Source organism: Pseudobacteroides sp. (assembly GCF_036567765.1).
GTDB lineage: Bacteria > Bacillota > Clostridia > Acetivibrionales > DSM-2933 > Pseudobacteroides.
In genome coordinates, this window is the sequence record NZ_DATCTU010000118.1 from 73420 (window position 1) to 92323 (window position 18904).

The following is an 18904-nucleotide window of genomic DNA, read 5'->3' on the forward strand; positions in this document are numbered from 1 at the left end:
AATAACGTTTATTTGGCCATTCTCTTTTTAGGAATGGCTTTTAGTTTGTAAAAATATACAGGAGATATACTATGGATAACAATTTTACTACAGCAGACTTTATAAGGTCCAAAAAAGACAGAAGAAAAATAACAGTTCTAACCGCATATGACTATCCTACAGCCAAGATACTTGATGAGGCGGGGATTGACTGTATACTGGTCGGTGATTCTCTTGGAATGGTGGTGCTTGGGTATCAGGACACCACAAAAGTTACAATGGAGGATATGATTCACCATATAAAAGCGGTTGTGCGAGGAACAAGACATGCAATGGTTGTTGGGGATATGCCTTTTACTTCGTACCATACCGGCGTAGGTGACAGCGTACGAAATGCTGCAAGACTGGTAATGGAAGGCGGCTGTAGGGCTGTTAAACTTGAAGGCGGGGAAGAATTTAAAGATGAAATCAGAGCAATTACAAGGGCCGGTATCCCGGTTATGGGACATTTGGGTTATACGCCCCAGTCTATAAATATATTCGGAGGCCACAAGGTACAGGGCAAGACCATTGAAGGAGCAAGAAAGATTATTAGGGACGCTTTGGCTGTCCAGGAGGCAGGTGCATTTGCTGTAGTATTGGAGTGTATTCCGATGAAACTTGCAGCCTTCATAAGTGAAAAATTAAGCATTCCCACCATCGGTATAGGATCAGGAATGGAATGTGACGGTCAGGTCATTGTAACCCACGATGCTGTAGGATTGTTCAGGGATTTTTCGCCAAAGCATGTTAAAAAATACGCTAATGTAGGCGATCTTATAGAGCAGTCAGCAAAAGACTATATAAATGATGTACAAAGTAAGTTGTTTCCAACAACAGGCAATTCGTTTAAAATTGATGACGAGGTAATAGACATAATAAGGAGAGAATTTTAATGAGAGTTATAGAAAAAATCAGTGATTTGAAAGCTGTTATAAGATCGCAGAAACTGTCTGGCAAAATAATAGGCTTTGTTCCCACAATGGGTTACCTTCATGAGGGGCATATCTCATTGGTTAAGGCTTCAAAGGATGAAAACGATTTTACAATTATGAGTATTTTTGTTAATCCCACTCAGTTCGGGCCCAACGAAGACTTCGAAAAGTATCCGAGGGATATGGCAAGAGATAGCAAAATGGCAGAAGAAGCTGGTGTTGACATAATATTTGCACCCACAAGAGAAGAGATGTACCCTGACAGTTATAAGACTTATATAGAGGTGGAGGATATAACAGGGGTACTATGCGGTAAAACACGTCCCGGACATTTTAAAGGAGTAACAACCGTTGTGGCAAAGCTTTTTAATATAGTTGAACCGGACAAGGCTTATTTTGGACAGAAAGACGCCCAGCAGGTAATTGTAATAAAAAAGATGGTAAGGGACCTCAACATGAACCTGGAGGTTGTTATATGCCCTATTATAAGGGAATATGACGGGCTTGCAATGAGCTCAAGAAATTCATACCTGTCAACTGGAGAACGAAAAGCGGCAGTAATTTTATCAAAATCACTGTTTGAGGCGAAGGAACTTATAAAAAACGGGGAGAGAGATGCTTCCAAATTGATAAAGTATATATCTGAAAGAATATCTACAGTAGATTTTGCGGAAATTGACTATGTAGAAATTACAGATGCAGAAAACTTGGAAGAAGTGGAAATGATAAATGGAAAGGTACTGATAGCATTAGCTGTAAGGTTCGGTAAAACTAGGTTGATAGATAATGTAGTAGTGGAGGTGTAAAAATGTTTATTACTTTGATGAAATCAAAAATACACCGTGCAAAGGTAACTGAGGCAAATCTGGATTATGTAGGAAGCATAACAATAGATGAAGATCTTATGGACTCTGCCGATCTTATGAAAAATGAGAAGGTTCAGATAGTAAATAACAACAACGGTCAAAGATTCGAGACATATGTAATACCAGGTGAACGGGGAAGCGGAATGATATGTCTAAATGGTGCTGCCGCAAGGCTTGTACACCCAGGCGATATCGTGATAATAATTTCATATGGCATGTTTGACAGAAAAGAAGCGGCAGAATTTACTCCAAAAATCATTTTTGTGGATGAGAATAATAATGTTAAAGAAATAAAGGGAGAAGAAGAACATGGTCATATTTACCAGCCTTAGTCATAATAACTGCTGGTAAATATGACTTAAAAGAACTTAAGATTTTTTAAATAAGTAGTCCAAAACCAAGCTTCCGATTATTGCCTCTGCCAATATTGTGAAGCTGTTTTTGACTAATGTTCTAGCAACAAGTTCATAAAAAAGATCTTTGCTCATAAAAAAGTGGTTTACTATTACAAGCAAAGCACCTAGAATAAGTAAAATAAAGGATACTATGGAACCTACCTTTAAAAGTGTTTTAGTATATTTTCCTAAATTATTAAATTCAGAAATTATTTTTTTTATGTTTTTTGTCAAATTAAAGTACATTGTATGACCCCCAAATGAAATATCTACTTTATGTTAACATAATATCTAAAGGCCCTTCAATGATTAATATTTTCCTAATATAAAACGTAATTAATAAAAGTTATGATACTTTATCGGCATAATATTGTATTTTATTAATGTAAATTATTATTATCACTGGAAATAGGAGTTTTGACGAATTAATATTTTTTGTCGAATTTTTATATGTGATTAGGCGTAAAGTGTTGAAATAAGAGGCTTTTGAGCGAAATGTTTTTGTTTAAAAAATATTAGGAATGATATATAATTTATTTAGTGGTTTTATTAATTGTAGTTATACATGGTACATATTTTACAAAGGAGGAACACAAATGATTAAAAAATATTTGCAGAGGAAAATCAACATTAACACTGATAATACAAATGAAGAAATAAATAAGGGTATGGAAATAGAGTATTATTTATTGGAAAGTGAAAGTTCAGGATCGGATGCAGCTTATGGGCAAAAGGTTTACGGAATTGAAATTATTAAAAAGACAGAAGAAGTGAACATTGAATCTGAATTTGTTAGAAATCTATCAACGAGTGTAGACAGTGTCAATATTATACTTGATAAAATGGTAAAAAACTCAGTAACACCTGTAGGTATGCCATTTGTCTTGGATGATCTCATCGGAGTATGATATTAATCTACATTAAAAGTAAAAGTCTTTTAATCTACTTACATATCGATTAAATATTGAGCACAACAAACGGTCCTGAGTGAGGGGCCGTTTTTTAATGTCTCTAAAACCGTAGCAAAATGGCAAATAACTTGAATTTCAAAGCATAAAATGGTATAGTATATAATAATTTTTATTGATCATATTACAGCTGTACACAATATACCTTAAAGAGGAGATGTGTTTTATGTCAATTCGCGAGGATTACGAATCCTTTGAGGATAAGTTTTTATCTGAGTTTGCTACAAAAAGCTGTAAGTCAAGGGGCCGTGAAAAGGAAGAGCCCAAATGTACTGTAAGGACAGATTTTCAGAGGGATAGAGACAGGATTGTATACAGTAAGGCATTTAGAAGACTAAAGCATAAGACACAGGTTTTCATATCACCCGAAGGTGATCATTACAGAACAAGGCTTACCCATACCCTTGAGGTTTCCCAGATAGCACGTACACTGGCAAGAAGCTTGAGGCTTAATGAGGACCTCACTGAGGCTATAGCATTAGGACACGATCTTGGGCACACACCCTTCGGGCACTCAGGTGAAATGGTTTTGGACAGGGTTTGTCCACATGGATTTAAGCATAATGAGCAAAGCCTTAGGGTTGTTGATATTTTGGAGCGAGAAGATGGTCTCAACCTTACATGGGAGGTTCGGGACGGCATTAGGAATCATACCGGTAAAAATGTAGCCTCCACATTAGAAGGCCAGTTGGTCAAATTTGCAGACAGGATCGCATATATAAATCATGACATAGAGGATGCTATACGGGGAAAGGTGCTTATGGAGGATATGCTTCCTAAGGAATGTGTCAAGGTTTTAGGAAAAAGCTCAAGCAAGAGAATTAACAATATGATTATAAATATAATAGAAAACAGCACCAACAAAGACAGGATTTCAATGAGCGATGAATTTCAAAAGGCAAAGGATGAACTGAGGCAATATATGTTTGATAATGTTTATGTCGGGTCCATTGTTAAGAAGGACGAAATCAAAGCACAGAATATTGTAGCTGAGTTATATCGTTATCTTGTAAAAACACCTGAGCTTATACCCAAAGAAACGGCAAAATGGCTTGATAAATACGGTATTGACAGAGTTGTATGCGACTATGTGGCAGGTATGACGGATAGATACGCAGTAAAAAAATTCCATGACATATTCATTCCTGAGTCCTGGAGATTTTAATTATATGAGCTCCCAGTGGTTATTGTTATTTAGTGGAATAAAGATTAAGGGGGCCAAACTTTAATATTTTATAAATAAATTTGGATGAAAGGTATACGATTGTAAAAATAAAGAAAAAATATATTTAAATTAAAATATATAAAATAATGAAAAAAAGAAGGAATATTTATAAATATGTCGAAGAAATACTTATAAATAAGACTTTTTATTAAATTAGGACTTGAAAAATTAGTGTTTTTTATATATGGTATATATGGTTGTTGAGGTTGTAATATGCGTTTAAGCGATGAACAGATAGAAGAAATAAGAATTAATAATGATATAGTTGATGTAATAGGTGAATACGTTAGATTGGAGCGAAAGGGTCAGTATCTTTTCGGATTGTGTCCTTTCCATAAGGAAAAAACGCCTTCATTTAGTGTAACGCCCTCAAGGCAGATGTTCAGATGCTTTGGATGCGGCAAAGGCGGAAATGTATTTCATTTTATAATGAACGCTGAAAACCTTGATTTTATAGAAGCAGTCAAGCTACTGGCTGATAGGGCTAGAATACAGTTACCGGAAGGTGATAGTGAAGAAGAAAAAAGGATCGTTAAAATTAAACAGGAAATTTTAAAGATTAATGTCGAAACAGCTCGTTTTTTTCATCAGCAATTGAATTCACCAAAAGGCGAGAAAGCATTAAAGTATTTAAATAACCGAAAAATTAGTGAAAGTACAATTAGAAAGTTTGGAATCGGTTATTCCCTAGATGATTGGGACTTATTGCACAAACATTTAAGCAATTTGGGGTTTTCTAGTGAAGCTTTAAAAGAAAGCGGCTTATTGATTCCAAATAAAAACGGCGGTTATTTCGACAGGTTCAGAGGAAGGGTTATTTTCCCGATATTTGATTTAAGAGGAAATGTGATAGGTTTTGGCGGAAGAATTATAGATGATGCAAAAACCGATAATATGGGTTATAAAGAGCCTAAGTATATGAACTCTCCTGAAACCGTAGTTTATAATAAGGGAAGAAGTCTGTATGCATTAAACTATGCTAAAAATTCAGGTGACAATACCCTCCTTATAGTTGAGGGATATATGGATGTAATATCTTTACACCAGAATGGCATAATAAATACAGTAGCTTCTCTTGGTACAGCACTTACGGAAAGTCAGGGCAGAATTTTAAAGAAATATGCTGAAGAGATAATTATCTGTTATGATGCGGATATGGCCGGTCAATCAGCAGCGATGCGAGGTCTTGACCTGTTGAACGATATTGGATGCAATGTTAAAGTCTTGACAATTCCGGATGGAAAAGATCCGGACGAGTTCATCAAAAAAAATGGCCAGGTCGCCTTTAGAAAGCTTATTGAAGGCTCACTGTCTCTAATTGAGTACAAGATTAAGTTTTTAAAGAGTCAGGTGGATGTGGAAACCACAGAAGGTAAATTAAAATTTTTAAATAGAACTGCAGATGTGCTCACAAAAGTTGACAATAGGCTTGAAAGAGAAATAAATATTAAAAAGCTTTCTAAAGAATATGGTATAACGGAGGAATCTCTATATGCCGAAGTTATGAAGAGAACCAAGCCTAAAGGTGAAATAAAAAAACCAATAATTGATATAAAAGGTTTTAAAGATAACAAAAGCGTTAATAATAGTGACAATAAAGATTTGGGAAAGCTTGTACATTTGGAAAGAATGCTAATAATGCTCTTTTCAATTGACAACAGTGTTTATAGATTTATTAAAGACAGAATAAGCAGGGATTATTTCGTAGAGGAAAACAGGCAAATTGCTTCAATTGTGTTGGATAAGCTTGAGAATAATAAGGGCATTGTAGCTGCAGAGCTATTTAGTGTAATAGGGACAGAGGCAGCAAATGAGTATTCAAGAATAATTCAAGAAGAATGCAATTTTGAAGACAATAGAAAGGCTGTTTTAGATATATTAAAAAAGATTGATCTTATCAAACTTGAAAAAAGACGTAAAGAAATTTTGGAACTGCTAAGCGGTAAAAACGATTTAATAGAAGGAGATGTTGAAAAATTAAAAGAGGAATTAAAGCTGTTGTTACTGAAGCAAAAAAGCCTTTAAATATGAGTTGTGTTGAAGGGAGGGTAACTGTTGAAACCAAACAATGAGAGCAGGAAAACAGTATTAAAAGAGTTGGTCGACAGGGGTAAGGCAAAAGGAATGCTGACATACAAGGAAATCATGGATGCATTCGAAGAAATTGATCTTGAGCCTGATCAGATAGAAAAAATATATGAAACATTAGAAAATGTAGGTATAGATGTTGTTGGGGATATAGACGCTGAGATAGAAGACATTCAATTGACCGAAGAGGATCTTGATATTTCAATACCTGAGGGTATAAGCATAGATGACCCTGTAAGGATGTATCTTAAAGAAATAGGTAAGGTTCCTCTACTTTCGGCAGATGAAGAAATTGATCTTGCCAGAAGGATGGAAAAAGGAGAGGCAGAAGCAAAACGCCGATTAGCCGAAGCAAACCTGAGGCTTGTTGTAAGCATAGCCAAAAGATATGTGGGAAGAGGTATGCTGTTTCTGGATTTGATCCAGGAGGGTAATCTGGGGCTTATTAAAGCAGTTGAAAAGTTTGATTATACCAAGGGTTATAAGTTCAGTACCTACGCCACATGGTGGATAAGACAAGCTATAACAAGAGCTATTGCGGATCAGGCACGTACCATAAGAATACCTGTTCATATGGTTGAAACCATAAACAAGCTTATAAGGGTATCGAGGCAGCTTCTCCAGGAGCTTGGAAGAGAGCCTGCACCTGAAGAAATAGCAAAAGAAATGGGAATGTCTGTCGACAAGGTAAGAGAAATTATGAAGATATCTCAAGAGCCTGTTTCTTTGGAAACACCTATAGGTGAAGAAGAAGACAGCCACTTAGGAGACTTTATACCTGATGATGATGCTCCTGCACCTGCTGAAGCTGCAGCCTTTACTTTATTGAAAGAGCAGCTTATAGATGTCCTGGATACACTCACAGCCAGGGAAGAAAAGGTACTAAGACTTCGTTTCGGTCTGGATGACGGCAGAGCCCGCACCCTTGAAGAAGTAGGGAAAGAGTTTAACGTTACTAGGGAAAGAATACGTCAGATTGAAGCTAAGGCCTTAAGAAAGCTAAGGCATCCGAGCAGAAGCAAAAAATTAAAAGACTATTTGGATTAAACTCGATAAAAATCGAGTTTTTTTCTTAGACATAAACAAAATCATTTCATGATTTTGTTTATGTCTAAGAAATTATAGTGCGTTTATAATACAATAGAAGAAAATTTTGATTAAAATTCATTAAATATGGTACAAAAAATGACCTTTACTTTTTAATCTATAGTAGAGGTCATTTGCACATATATATTAAAAGTGAGTATTAACACCTTTAGTATAGAAACAGTTACTTATTTTATGAAAGGCATGAAATTATAGATTTTGGGAGCACTATTCCCATGCACTGTTTTATACATTGTTTGGGCTATCCTGCCAGGCACTGACACAATAGTATGGAGCTGCTATATGTTATACAGGGACAGGCTTCCCATCACTATGCTTTGTTTGCATTACGGATAAAGCCTTATTGTTTGATAAACGCATTGTGAAGGATATTAAAATGAAATTTGAATGCAATTCAAGACTTTATGCAGATTAAGAATAAATTTTTAAATATAAAACACATAATTGCACAATTTATAAAAGTAAACTTTATAAAAGGCAATCAACTTTGACGTTGTCATGAGAAATTGTGGCGTAGAATACACCATAATTTCCTAGACATTTATAAATGCTATAGACTTATAAAATACAAGTAAAGGAGGTTTATTTTAAAAGTTTTGTCAATAATAGATAATTTATTTTGGGGTATTAGTATTGTAAATATTACTATGGGGTTTATGTTATGTTAAAGAGAAAAAGCAAGCTTATTATTCCTTTTATTATTTCAACTGTTATTGCTAGTAGCATCTTTTCTGTGAATTATGCTGCAGATACCAATCCGCCGCAGGCAAAATTTGAAATTTCAAATGTTACGCCTGCACTAAATCAAGCTATCACCTTTGATGCATCGACTTCAAGTGATGCGGAGGGGGCAATAGTGAGCTACGAGTGGGATTTTAAGGATGGGACAAAAGCTACCGGGGTCACCGTAACTCATTCATTTTCTATAGTAGATGATTATAATGTTACGCTGACAGTTAAAGATGCAGCTGGTAACACCGACACAAAAAAGAAAAGGGTATTTATTGGAAGACCTCAGGGTTGGACGGAAAAAACCCATTCAAAAAGTGCCGATCCCGACTATAAGCTTTTATTTCCGGACGATAAAGTTTTAAGAATGGATATAAAAATAAGTTCATCCGATTATCAGAAAATCAGGGCTGACTTGCAGAACATAACCTTGAACTCTACAAGAGAACCTATCTATGTACCTTCTACAGTTAATTTTGAAGGAAAAACATGGTGGAATGTAGGCTTCAGGTATAAGGGCAACAGTTCTCTTGTAAACTTGAAAAGTAAAACCAAGCTTCCATTCAGACTAAACTTCGATGAATATGAAGCTCAGAATCCAGAAATAGATGACCAGCATTTTTACGGATTCTCATGCATGACATTTGGTAACAATTGGAACGACAATTCCTTTATGAAAGAAAAGCTTACAGGTGAAATTTTTAGAGACGGCGGTGTACCGGCAGCAAAAAGTTCTTTTTGCAGAGTATTTATTGACACAGGAAGCGGACCTAAGTATTGGGGACTCTATACAATGACTGAGGATGTTTCTGATGCCATGTTAAAGGTACAGTTTGGAGATGACAGCGGAAACTGTTACAAGCCTGAGGGTACTGGTGCTGACTGGTCATCTCCCTTCAGGCAGGAAGCCTTTGTTAAGAAAAACAATAAAGAGGCAGCTGACTGGAGCGATGTGAGGGGAGCTCACCAGGCGTTATTTGCAACAAAAACCGACGCTGCAGTATGGAGAGCAAACCTCGAAAAGAATTTTAATTCAAGAAGCTTTCTAAAATGGCTGGCAATCAATACTGCTATTGTAAACTGGGATTGCTATGGACAAATGGCACATAACTATTATCTGTACAATGATGTGTTAAATAATGCTGGATTAATATGGATCACATGGGATCATAATCTTTCCATGTCTCAAAGCATGATGGGGGGAAGAACTGCCACTTTATCATTAAATGAAGTTACAGACAAGTGGCCTTTGATTAGAAGGCTTATGGATGACCCTATTTATAAAAATGTGTACCATTATGAAATGCAGCAGTCTTTGAATACTTGCCTTATTCCTGATAAAATCTCTGCAAAGGTACAGGCCTACCAAACTTTAATAAAACCATATATTATTGGGCCTGAAGGAGAGACCAGCGATACAACTCTTCTTTCTGGAGGGGAAAGTGCGTTTAATACAGCATGTACCGCTATTATAAGCCATGTTAAGACAAGACAAACAGAGGTTACAAATTACCTTAAGACAGTTTCCATATCACCTGTTCCGGTTGCGACAAAGGCTCCTACACCTACTCCAACTCAAAAGCCTACGTCTACTCCAACAACGTCTTCATTACCGGAAGACCTTAACAATGACGGAACGGTAAATATGGCCGATATCATACTTATTGCAACTTCCTTCAACTCAATAACCGGAAGCGAGAAATATAAACTTGCATATGATTTGAGTAAGGATGGAGCTATAAATATGCTGGATGTAGTCATTATCGCAACAAAATTTGGTAAGGTAGCAAGCAATTAATTAAGTCTTTTTTAGTGTCTCATGACAAACTAGACATCAACAAAAATCCCGACGGAGTAAATACCGCCGGGATTTTTGTGTCTAAGGTATTATAGTTTGTACTTCATACAATTGATTTGGATTTTACTTGATCTCCAAATAATCCAAGTAAACATCCCACTGTCCATTATCAGATGTACAAACGAGCTGGATCTCTTGATTTCCAGTTCCATGGCTGACATTGTTTATTGTATATACAGCGGGATAATTCCCGCCGAAATAGAAGGTACCCTTTGTAACTCCGCCGATTTTTAAGTCGACTCTGGCCATGTTGGAGTTATTTGAACAACCACGAAGTGAAAAACTATGGGTACCGCTTGTGAAATTCTGCCAAACTTGAAAAGGCTAACTCAGCTGGATAATTATATTAAAAGTGATAATTCTATTACATTTGTCTGCCGTAAATCTAAGATAATTAACACTTTTAATATAGTTAAGGGAAAAAATTAGAGTTTTTCTATAATACTAGTATTATCAAGTGAAATGATAGGTAATATCCTTAAGAACCGTTAAAAAGGATATTTATAACCACAATATTGTGATAATACAAAATTACGTACTTTGTCAATGGGTGGATTTAGATGTAAAGTTTTCTTGGGTATTATTCATTTTATGTAAAAAACTAAAATAGATATTCATTTAATAATACAGAATATTTTATTAATATCCAGGTAAAAATAAAGAAAAATACTGACTAAAACACTTTTGATAAAAGGAGATTAAATATGGGATTTAGCAGCGAAAACAAAAATGAAGTGGAAATGACTACCTATGATAGACTTTTAAGGGCTTGGGAAAACTCAAAAGAGATGGTTAGGGATTTTGAAATGTATTCAAAAAGGATTGAGGATGAAGAAATAAAAGAGGTTTTCAAGAAGTTTGCTGAAGATGAGGGAATGCATGCTACCAAGCTCAGAGAGCTCATGCTAAACTATGAAAACCACGGCGATAACCAGTAAAAATAGAGTACATGCAAATATGAAGAAAAGACGTCAATTAGATTAAAATTCACATTTTAGAAATAGCAAGAATAGAGTAGAAATTTAAAGTAATATTAAGCATTAGGGATATAAAAGTAAGTAATCCTCAAATATGAGCTAAATGCGTCTTGACCTGAGACCTATCCGTGATTATAATATAATACGTGTCTGAGACATGACGCGATAACATTCCTCAATAGCTCAGTCGGTAGAGCATGCGGCTGTTAACCGCAGGGTCGTAGGTTCGAGTCCTACTTGAGGAGCTAAACGGGCCTTTAGCTCAGTTGGTTAGAGCAACCGGCTCATAACCGGTTGGTCCGGGGTTCGAGTCCCTGAAGGCCCACTAAAAATAAGAAGCTTGTAAAAGCTTCTTATTTTATTTTGTAGAGAAAATTTATTTTATGTATCGGTGGAGTTATATGGAATTAAAAGGCAGACTGAAGCTCATAGCATCAAAAACAGTCAAATGCGATACGGTGTGTGATGTGGGTACCGATCATGCATACATTCCCATTTATCTTGTAGAAAACAACATATGCAAAAAGGCAATAGCATGTGATGTCAAACCGGGCCCTATTATGGCTGCCAAAAAGCATATAGGCTATTTTGGGCTATCAAAATTTATAGATGCCAGATTGGGTGACGGTCTTGATCCAATAGAGGAAAATGAGGCAAATGTAGTAATTATCGCCGGAATGGGCGGTTACCTTATAAGCAGGATTATAAGTGACGGTATTAGTAAGGTTAAGAATTGTGATAATATAGTGCTTCAACCAATGAACGAAGCTGAGTGCTTACGAAAGTGGCTTTATGAAAACGGCTTTGAAATCCAAGACGAAGAGCTTACAAATGAGGGAGAAAAGATATATAATGTTATTACCACAAAATGGACTGGAAAACCTTCTACCAGGGATGAGGTTTACTACCATTTTGGAGAGAAGCTTTTTGAGAGAAACGATCCTCTTCTAAAGACCTTCATAGAGAAGAAAATATGGACCTTTGGCAAAATAGTAAAGGAAATGGATAATCTGGAGCCTGATAAGGCAGTATTAAGGGAGCATTACCAATACTTGCTGGAGGGGTTTGAAAAGCTTGTATCGAGGCTGAAATAGTATTATTACATACCTAAGGGAGGCAATATACTTATGAGTACCATTTGTAAAGACATAATAAGCTTTATGGAGGAACTGGCACCACCGAATTTGAGTGAAGATTGGGACAATGTGGGTCTTATGCTAGGCAGTAAAAGCAAAAAAATAGAGAAAATACTGATATGCCTTGATATAACTAAAAGTGTTGTACAGGAAGCAATAAGCCTTAAAGCAGATATGATCATATCCCACCATCCATTTTTATTTAAGGGAATAAAAAGAATAATTGCTGAGGAGCCAAAGGGAGAATTGATCTACAAACTTATCAAGGAAGATATTTGCGTTTTTAGTGCTCACACAAACCTTGATTTTGCGGACAACGGGCTAAATCTCACACTTGCAAAATCACTGGGGTTAAAGAACATCAAAAACCTTAAGACTCACAAAAAGGAAAGACTATTTAAAATTGTGGTCTTTGTTCCTTGTGAATACGGTGAAAAGGTGACAGGTGCCATGACTGGAGCTGGAGCGGGATGGATAGGCAATTACAGCGACTGCTCTTTTACTTTGGAGGGTACAGGTGCTTTCAGGCCTCTGGAGGGCAGTGATCCTTTTATCGGCAGTACCGGTCAACTGGAAAAAGTCAGCGAATACAGGGTAGAAACAATCGTAAAAGAAGAGCTTTTAAACAAGGTTATAGATTCAATGCTTGCAGCCCATCCTTATGAAGAACCTGCATACGATATATACGCTCTAGTTCAGGGAGGTAAAGAATATGGCTTCGGTAAGGTTGGTGAATTGGAACAGGCAGTAAGTCTGGACGAATTCATTTCCGGTGTAAAGAATAGCCTGAATATACAAAACTTAAGGGTTATAGGCAACACAAGTGAAAAAATTAAAAAGGTTGGGGTTTTCTGTGGAAGTTTTGATGAAGCCGTAATATCATCACTAAAAAGACTGGATATACTTGTGACTGGGGATGTTAAATACCACACAGCACTTGATATTTCCGAGTTGGGCTTGTGTGTTATTGATGCAGGACATTTCGCAACCGAAAGAATTATTGTTGATGAACTAAGCCGTGTACTTACTGATAAGTTTTCAAGTATATCAATATATCCTAGCAAAGTGGAAAAGGACCCAATTAAAGTTACTTGACTTTTTTGAATTAAGATATTAGTATATATAGTGTTGTTTATAAATTCAAAATTTAATATGAGTAAGCCAGATGATCGCGTGTAAAGTGCCGAAAGGTCTTACACGAGGAAAGTCCGGGCTCCATAGGGCAGGGTGCCGGGTAACTCCCGGTGAAGGTGACTTCAAGGAAAGTGCAACAGAGATATACCGCCTCATTTATGAGGTAAGGGTGGAAAGGTGAGGTAAGAGCTTACCAGCGACATGGCGACTTGTCGGTCTATGTAAACCCCATCTGGAGCAACACCGTATAGGGACATATTGGTTGCCCGCCAGTCCCGAGAGGTGGCTTGAGTTGTACAGAAATGTACGGCCTAGATAGATGATCATCAAATACAGAACCCGGCTTATAGACTTACTCATTCAAATATATCAAGAACACTCGCTTACATGGCGGGTGTTTTTGTGTATGTCTAGAAATTGGGGTGTAATATGGTGTGATCATCTTGATTATGCCTCCTGTGAGTATCAGCCAGGTCTTTAATGGACATGAGAACCACTAATTTCTGATAATGCATACAAGAGACACAGTAAAAACAATGCTAGCATTATACTTATAATAAGTAATGCGATTCTTACTATGATTTTTCTATGATTTACACCTAAGCATGCCAGAATGGATATAAATAAACAAAAAATATTATAATGAGGTAGTTTGGCAGGATATTTTATACAAAAAAAGAATTTATGAATAGTATAATTCCAATATTGGTGCTCAAATATGGTAATATATTTAATATAGTCCATTTATAAAACTTAAGGAGACAACAGTGGTTATTTTAATAGGTGGCGTTAGTTGTACTGGAAAGACAGTAATGGCTCAGAGATTACTTGAAAAGTATAAGATTCCGTATTTGTCGATAGACCATATAAAAATGGGATTAATTCGGGGAAATAAATATTGCGATTTTTCTGCTACTGACAGCGATAATGAAATTACAAATAAACTTTGGCCAGTTATAAAGGGCATTATTATGACCAATATAGAGAATGGACAACATATTATTATAGAGGGGTGTTATTTACCTCCAGAACAAATATGCGATTTTGACCCTGATTATTTAAAGCAAATAATTTCTTTATATATAGGATTTTCAAAGTATTATATTGAGAAGAACTTTATTTCGGGAATCGTCGAACATATGAGTAAGATAGAACAAAGAATTTGTGATGACTATATGAACCAAGATAATTTTATAGCACTCCATTCACGACTTAAAGAGCTCTGTTGGAATAATAATGCAAAATTCTTTGAAATCAACGATAAATATGAGAAAGAAATGTACAAAATATATAGATGGATAGATAAAGAGATAGAATCTAAGCGGCTTCATACATAGTAAGGCTGTGGAAGTTCAACAAGGAGTTTGATGTATATATAAATATTAATATCAAAAAGGATGAAGTCGCAACGAGAAGAAAGGAGAAGGTGAGGGCTAAAATGTACATTAGTGAGTATCATTTAGGTGGATATTATATTGTTAAACCTACGCAGAGGGCAGAATACATGAATAATCAAATAATGCCTGAGACTATTCTATCAGCAAGTAGCTGCATATGTGGCATTTACCCTGATATATCTTCCGTTTGGAGCACTTCAGAAAAAGATAAATATATGCAGAGTTTGAACATTCCAAACACTACTTTTAATAATCTAATAGAATGGATGAATGACAAAACCAACTCTTGGGATTTTGGTTTTCCCCATGTTTTTAATAATTTAAAATCGGCCAGGGAGTTCTATTTGAATTTTCTTTATAACGTTCAGGGCTTACTCCTTGTGGGTATAGGACACTGTAAGTGCTGAACCAGTACTTTGGCTTCCATGGATTATTGTTGAGTATAATTTTTAAACAGTTTAAATGTGCAAAATTGTTACCGGTCTTAGATTCAGGAGGAATAAGTAAGAAAGGGGGTAAGAGTTATGAATGAGACTATTAAAGAAAGGTTATATTCTTTCAGAATGGATGGGAAAACTGGATATATAAATGGAACAGGGGAAATTATTATTGAGCCTAAATATGAAGGTGCATGTGATTTTTGTGATGATGAGGATTACACATTTTATATTTCAAATAAAAAATTAGGTTGCATTGATAGAATGGGAAATATTGTTGTTGAGGCACTATATGATGATTTGAAATTATTTTCTAAAGAAGGACTTGCTGCATTTTTAATTGATGATAAGTGGGGGTTTATAAGTAAAAACGGAAAAGTAGTAATTAATCCTATATATATCAATGTAGATAGTTTTGTTAATGGATTGGCAGGTGCTGAATTTAAAGAGAGTAAATGGGGATACATCAACTGCTCTGGGACTGCTGTTATAGAGCCTGTTTTTGAACAGGTGTCAAGATTCTGGGACAAACTTGCAAGGGTTAAATTAGGCGGGAAATTTGGGTTTATTGATAGGTCTGGGAAGTTTATTTTTGAGCCTATATTTGATTCTGCCAATTGTTTTACAGGTGAGGATGACCTTTCAGTAGTCAAAATAGACGGTAAGTATGGTTATATCAACATAAATGGCAATTGGGTTTGGAAACCGTCGAAGTAAGTCCAATGAAGGTGGTGTTTGTTAGAAATGCTTCATATCCTGCAAATATGGTCTGTGACCTAAAAGAATATCTTGATGGATATAAAATTGAGCATATCGATAGGTGCTAATAATGAAAGATGGATGTCGTATGTCTTGTCGAGGAGTACTTATTGCTATCTTGAGATGAATTATAAAATTACGAATTTTTTATAGTGGGGTTATATGAAAAAAATACTGATTTTTATTTTAATGCTTGGATTGATAGTTGCTTCAGGGTGTAGAAAAACAAATGATTCTTCAAATTTATCCCAGCCATATACTAATCCAAGTGGATTAGGAGAAGAACAAAGTGAGTTGAATACTAAAAAGGCAGATTCTGATAATATAAAGTATAACAATACTGATAAAGAAAATGTAGATAACGCGTTTTTCTTTAAAGATAGTGTATCGGAGTTGAATTATAATGGAAGGTTTTTATTTGGCGAATCAGTTGAAAAAGAAATAAAACTTTATATTAATGAAGTGACATCTGGAAATAGTGGAAGAATATATGAATTTAAACTTGATTCAATAGATGGTGTTCCTAAGGAGCGTTTGATTTTAGGGTATTTTTATGTTAAGAAAGATAAAATATATAAAATAGAGCCAACTGAAGAAAATCTAAACAAGTTTAAAAGCAATAAAGAAATTGCAAATGATAGCATTATTGTTTGTCAGGATACAGAAATTAAAGATACTTTAAGCGATGATGAGCCTGGATGGCACCACTATCTGAAAGCAGATGGAGATAAGAGGGAATATTACTCTTTTAATAATTTGGTTGAAACAGGATATTATGAATCGTTTGCTTGGGAGAAAGATAAAGGATTGATAAATTATCGAAGTGGATATGGTGCTGAAAGAGATTCAATTGAGATACAATTAATTAATGTTACACCTATTGCACAAAAGTCGGATGTATCCTCGTTAGAAACATGGGTTGGGGGTTATTCGTTTTCAGAGTTTGTCCCTCCAGACCAAAACATGATTTATGGAATTTCAATATTCAAAGAAGAGGGAAATTATTATGCTGATATAAGTATCGATGGATTTCAAACAATTGAAAGATTAAGGGCAAAAGTTGATGGTAATAAAAATTCAATAAAGCTGAGGTTTGATAAGTATTTGCCTGACAACAGATTTGAGCCTTACGAAGTTGGAGACATCCTATTAAGTTTTGAAAAAAGTGGGTCCGATTTGGATACTTTCTGGGGAAAGATTGAAGCGATTGATAAAAACAATAAAAAGTCTGGAAGTCCTTATTTTGAGTTTATGCCATAGTGTAAATTGCCAAATGGTCAATATGTAATAGTTTCAGACTGTTATGTGACAAGGAAGGCAGGTGAAAACATCTATAAGGGTCGGGAAGATATAAAACTGCTTTGAATTCTATGAGGTATGATGATGGAATTATTGAAATACCAAAAGAAACCTTGTTAAAGATGGATTTTATGGATGCAATGAACAGCAATAGTATAAAAGTACTAAATGAATGTTTTTATGAATGACATCATAGCAGAGTAATTAACGAAGAAGAATCAATCTCTATATATAGTTTGAGCTATTTGCCCCTGTAAGCAATTTTTTTGTCATTATGCTACTGTGAGATTTAAAGAAAGGATGATGCTTATATGTTACTCCGTGAAACATCAAAAATAATTACCCTAACACTAGCTGTAGGAATACTTATAGTGACTTTAGCAGGATGTGGAAATAAGGAACCTTCAAAAACACAAAACACAAATACTTCAGCTTCTGCCATAACCCCAACCCCAAATCCAACTAGAATAAAAACGTCTTCAACTGAGATAATAGTAGATTCGCCTGCTGAATCTACCATCACATATATTGATGATAATTTTCTGTCACCACAGGATACTCAAATTGAATTTGATTCCAATGATTTTAATGTTTATGCTGCTAAAAACAAAAAAGAAATAAAAATGGGGATAACAAGAAAAGGTCTCGAGCAAATTCTTGGTAAACCATTGAAAAATGAATATAATGAGGAATTCCTTAACTATAATGGACTCAAGGTCTATTTCAGAAATAATAAAGTTGCTGCTTTTTACATAGAAAAGTTTACAAAAAATTCAAATCAATATTATACAAAACGTTTCATTGGTTTAAAGGATGGAATTGAAGATATTAAGAAAGCATATGGTCAAGGGATTGAAATCAAGTCTGGCGACGATAAATTTCTTACTTATTATGCAAAAAGAGAGAATAACAAAATGGTATCACTGGATGTTCAGGAGTACAGAAAAAAACCAGCTTCTGCAAAGGATACAGATGTTTTTGTCCTAACCTTTTTAATAAACGAGATGAATGAAGTAACCTTTGTTCTAATCAGTGATTATAGATTTGAACAAAGCAGCCAATAGATAATGATAGAATCATTTGAGGGATTAAAATTGAAGTTAAGAGCTTGATCAATTGTCTTGTTCAGGTGCTCCTTTTGGAGAAAAAGTAATTATTGGTGTTGCAAATGATAATAAGAATTTAATAGTCATGGGTAGAGATCCAATAGAGTTTGGGCCTGATGAGGAAAATCCTAAACAACCTGGATATGTGTGCTATTTATTGTAAATACAAGTTAGCCTGCAATTTGTGATAACACACTTATAAACTTTTAAAAAGTTTATAAGTGTGTTTTTTAAAATTCCGAACTCAAAAGTAAATTTGATTTCGAATAAGTCTAATGGATAGACGAGTGCGAAGTCACCTGTTCTAACACTATTATCTAAATATTTATAATTAGTATAGTTTCGAAAAGTAACTGGTAATTGGCTTGAAAACAAAAATTCAGGTTTGATTCATAAAAAACAAGGTAAAAAACCTTATTGAACTTTGAAAAAAGTATATTGTTACGACAGAGCAAATAAAAAAGGGCATG

20 protein-coding genes, 2 tRNA genes and 1 other RNA gene are annotated in these 18904 nt (G+C 35.2%); 21 read left to right on the top strand and 2 right to left on the bottom strand.

The window, feature by feature from the left end; translation table 11 throughout:
* Positions 1-71: 71 nt before the first annotated feature.
* From panB to panD, 3 genes are read left to right on the top strand one after another with little or no spacing between them, the layout of a single operon-like run.
* Positions 72-914, top strand: coding sequence for a 3-methyl-2-oxobutanoate hydroxymethyltransferase (gene panB, locus VIO64_RS19570; protein WP_331921408.1), 843 nt, complete (start codon positions 72-74; stop codon positions 912-914).
* Positions 914-1759, top strand: coding sequence for a pantoate--beta-alanine ligase (gene panC / locus VIO64_RS19575; RefSeq protein WP_331921410.1), 846 nt, complete (start codon positions 914-916; stop codon positions 1757-1759). Before panB ends, panC begins: the two co-directional genes overlap by 1 nt.
* Before the next feature lie 2 nt (positions 1760-1761).
* Complete coding sequence (gene panD / locus VIO64_RS19580; protein WP_331921412.1) at positions 1762-2151, top strand: aspartate 1-decarboxylase; 390 nt, start codon at positions 1762-1764, stop codon at positions 2149-2151.
* 36 nt (positions 2152-2187) lie between these two features.
* Here panD and VIO64_RS19585 read toward each other — a convergent pair whose 3' ends face one another.
* Positions 2188-2460 carry a hypothetical protein gene (locus VIO64_RS19585; protein ID WP_331921414.1) on the bottom strand — a complete coding sequence of 91 codons (273 nt, stop codon included), beginning with the start codon at positions 2458-2460 and terminating at the stop codon, positions 2188-2190.
* Positions 2461-2810: 350 nt separating this feature from the next.
* On the opposite strand from VIO64_RS19585, the gene VIO64_RS19590 reads away from it, so the two are divergent.
* From VIO64_RS19590 to VIO64_RS19610, 5 genes are all read left to right on the top strand, one after another.
* Positions 2811-3122: a DUF6514 family protein gene (locus VIO64_RS19590; protein ID WP_331921416.1), complete on the top strand. Its 312-nt coding sequence runs from the start codon at positions 2811-2813 to the stop codon at positions 3120-3122.
* Positions 3123-3348: 226 nt separating this feature from the next.
* Positions 3349-4347: a deoxyguanosinetriphosphate triphosphohydrolase gene (locus VIO64_RS19595; RefSeq protein ID WP_331921418.1), complete on the top strand. Its 999-nt coding sequence runs from the start codon at positions 3349-3351 to the stop codon at positions 4345-4347.
* 273 nt (positions 4348-4620) lie between these two features.
* On the top strand, positions 4621-6432 hold the full coding sequence (gene dnaG / locus VIO64_RS19600) for a DNA primase (RefSeq protein WP_331921420.1): 1812 nt from the start codon (positions 4621-4623) through the stop codon (positions 6430-6432).
* A 30-nt stretch (positions 6433-6462) separates the two neighbouring features.
* Positions 6463-7542 (top strand): RNA polymerase sigma factor RpoD, encoded by a 1080-nt coding sequence (gene rpoD, locus VIO64_RS19605; protein WP_331921422.1) that lies wholly within the window; start codon positions 6463-6465, stop codon positions 7540-7542.
* 721 nt (positions 7543-8263) lie between these two features.
* Entirely contained in the window at positions 8264-10129 is a 1866-nt protein-coding gene (locus tag VIO64_RS19610) for a CotH kinase family protein (protein ID WP_331921424.1), read from the top strand.
* A 123-nt stretch (positions 10130-10252) separates the two neighbouring features.
* Here the strand turns inward: VIO64_RS19610 and VIO64_RS19615 are convergent, their stop codons facing one another.
* Positions 10253-10438 carry a hypothetical protein gene (locus VIO64_RS19615; protein ID WP_331921426.1) on the bottom strand — a complete coding sequence of 62 codons (186 nt, stop codon included), beginning with the start codon at positions 10436-10438 and terminating at the stop codon, positions 10253-10255.
* Between the two features lie 455 nt (positions 10439-10893).
* On the opposite strand from VIO64_RS19615, the gene VIO64_RS19620 reads away from it, so the two are divergent.
* The 13 genes from VIO64_RS19620 to VIO64_RS19680 all read left to right on the top strand — a co-directional run bounded on the left by VIO64_RS19620 (position 10894) and on the right by VIO64_RS19680 (position 18597).
* The gene (locus tag VIO64_RS19620; protein ID WP_331921428.1) at positions 10894-11127 is read left to right on the top strand and encodes a ferritin family protein; all 234 of its coding nucleotides are present in this window, start codon (positions 10894-10896) and stop codon (positions 11125-11127) included.
* A gap of 211 nt (positions 11128-11338) precedes the next feature.
* Positions 11339-11411 (top strand) — tRNA-Asn (locus tag VIO64_RS19625).
* A gap of 6 nt (positions 11412-11417) precedes the next feature.
* Positions 11418-11491: transfer RNA gene (locus tag VIO64_RS19630), tRNA-Ile, on the top strand.
* A gap of 76 nt (positions 11492-11567) precedes the next feature.
* Entirely contained in the window at positions 11568-12260 is a 693-nt protein-coding gene (locus VIO64_RS19635) for a class I SAM-dependent methyltransferase (RefSeq protein ID WP_331921430.1), read from the top strand.
* 33 nt (positions 12261-12293) lie between these two features.
* On the top strand, positions 12294-13397 hold the full coding sequence (locus VIO64_RS19640) for a Nif3-like dinuclear metal center hexameric protein (protein ID WP_331921432.1): 1104 nt from the start codon (positions 12294-12296) through the stop codon (positions 13395-13397).
* A gap of 58 nt (positions 13398-13455) precedes the next feature.
* An RNA gene (gene rnpB, locus VIO64_RS19645) (RNase P RNA component class A) lies at positions 13456-13799 on the top strand.
* Between the two features lie 404 nt (positions 13800-14203).
* Positions 14204-14773, top strand: coding sequence for a 2-phosphoglycerate kinase (locus VIO64_RS19650; RefSeq protein ID WP_331921434.1), 570 nt, complete (start codon positions 14204-14206; stop codon positions 14771-14773).
* Between the two features lie 167 nt (positions 14774-14940).
* Entirely contained in the window at positions 14941-15240 is a 300-nt protein-coding gene (locus VIO64_RS19655) for a hypothetical protein (protein WP_331921436.1), read from the top strand.
* 117 nt (positions 15241-15357) lie between these two features.
* Positions 15358-15987 (top strand): WG repeat-containing protein, encoded by a 630-nt coding sequence (locus tag VIO64_RS19660; RefSeq protein WP_331921438.1) that lies wholly within the window; start codon positions 15358-15360, stop codon positions 15985-15987.
* A gap of 204 nt (positions 15988-16191) precedes the next feature.
* Complete coding sequence (locus tag VIO64_RS19665; RefSeq protein WP_331921440.1) at positions 16192-17289, top strand: DUF5991 domain-containing protein; 1098 nt, start codon at positions 16192-16194, stop codon at positions 17287-17289.
* Positions 17290-17390: 101 nt separating this feature from the next.
* Positions 17391-17516, top strand: coding sequence for a hypothetical protein (locus VIO64_RS19670; RefSeq protein ID WP_331921442.1), 126 nt, complete (start codon positions 17391-17393; stop codon positions 17514-17516).
* Positions 17517-17639: 123 nt separating this feature from the next.
* Positions 17640-18392: a hypothetical protein gene (locus VIO64_RS19675; protein WP_331921444.1), complete on the top strand. Its 753-nt coding sequence runs from the start codon at positions 17640-17642 to the stop codon at positions 18390-18392.
* 52 nt (positions 18393-18444) lie between these two features.
* Positions 18445-18597, top strand: a complete 153-nt coding sequence (locus VIO64_RS19680) for a hypothetical protein (RefSeq protein WP_331921446.1) — start codon at positions 18445-18447, stop codon at positions 18595-18597.
* Positions 18598-18904: the final 307 nt, after the last annotated feature.

What these genes read in the sequence shown, in the direction of transcription:
- panB (WP_331921408.1), top strand. Translation starts at nt 72, where the DNA reads ATGGATAACAATTTTACTACAGCAGACTTTATAAGGTCCAAAAAAGAC.
- panC (WP_331921410.1), top strand. Translation starts at nt 914, where the DNA reads ATGAGAGTTATAGAAAAAATCAGTGATTTGAAAGCTGTTATAAGATCG.
- panD (WP_331921412.1), top strand. Translation starts at nt 1,762, where the DNA reads ATGTTTATTACTTTGATGAAATCAAAAATACACCGTGCAAAGGTAACT.
- VIO64_RS19585 (WP_331921414.1), bottom strand. Translation starts at nt 2,460, where the DNA reads ATGTACTTTAATTTGACAAAAAACATAAAAAAAATAATTTCTGAATTT.
- VIO64_RS19590 (WP_331921416.1), top strand. Translation starts at nt 2,811, where the DNA reads ATGATTAAAAAATATTTGCAGAGGAAAATCAACATTAACACTGATAAT.
- VIO64_RS19595 (WP_331921418.1), top strand. Translation starts at nt 3,349, where the DNA reads ATGTCAATTCGCGAGGATTACGAATCCTTTGAGGATAAGTTTTTATCT.
- dnaG (WP_331921420.1), top strand. Translation starts at nt 4,621, where the DNA reads ATGCGTTTAAGCGATGAACAGATAGAAGAAATAAGAATTAATAATGAT.
- VIO64_RS19610 (WP_331921424.1), top strand. Translation starts at nt 8,264, where the DNA reads ATGTTAAAGAGAAAAAGCAAGCTTATTATTCCTTTTATTATTTCAACT.
- VIO64_RS19615 (WP_331921426.1), bottom strand. Translation starts at nt 10,438, where the DNA reads ATGGCCAGAGTCGACTTAAAAATCGGCGGAGTTACAAAGGGTACCTTC.
- VIO64_RS19620 (WP_331921428.1), top strand. Translation starts at nt 10,894, where the DNA reads ATGGGATTTAGCAGCGAAAACAAAAATGAAGTGGAAATGACTACCTAT.
- VIO64_RS19635 (WP_331921430.1), top strand. Translation starts at nt 11,568, where the DNA reads ATGGAATTAAAAGGCAGACTGAAGCTCATAGCATCAAAAACAGTCAAA.
- VIO64_RS19640 (WP_331921432.1), top strand. Translation starts at nt 12,294, where the DNA reads ATGAGTACCATTTGTAAAGACATAATAAGCTTTATGGAGGAACTGGCA.
- VIO64_RS19655 (WP_331921436.1), top strand. Translation starts at nt 14,941, where the DNA reads ATGAATAATCAAATAATGCCTGAGACTATTCTATCAGCAAGTAGCTGC.
- VIO64_RS19660 (WP_331921438.1), top strand. Translation starts at nt 15,358, where the DNA reads ATGAATGAGACTATTAAAGAAAGGTTATATTCTTTCAGAATGGATGGG.
- VIO64_RS19665 (WP_331921440.1), top strand. Translation starts at nt 16,192, where the DNA reads ATGAAAAAAATACTGATTTTTATTTTAATGCTTGGATTGATAGTTGCT.
- VIO64_RS19675 (WP_331921444.1), top strand. Translation starts at nt 17,640, where the DNA reads ATGTTACTCCGTGAAACATCAAAAATAATTACCCTAACACTAGCTGTA.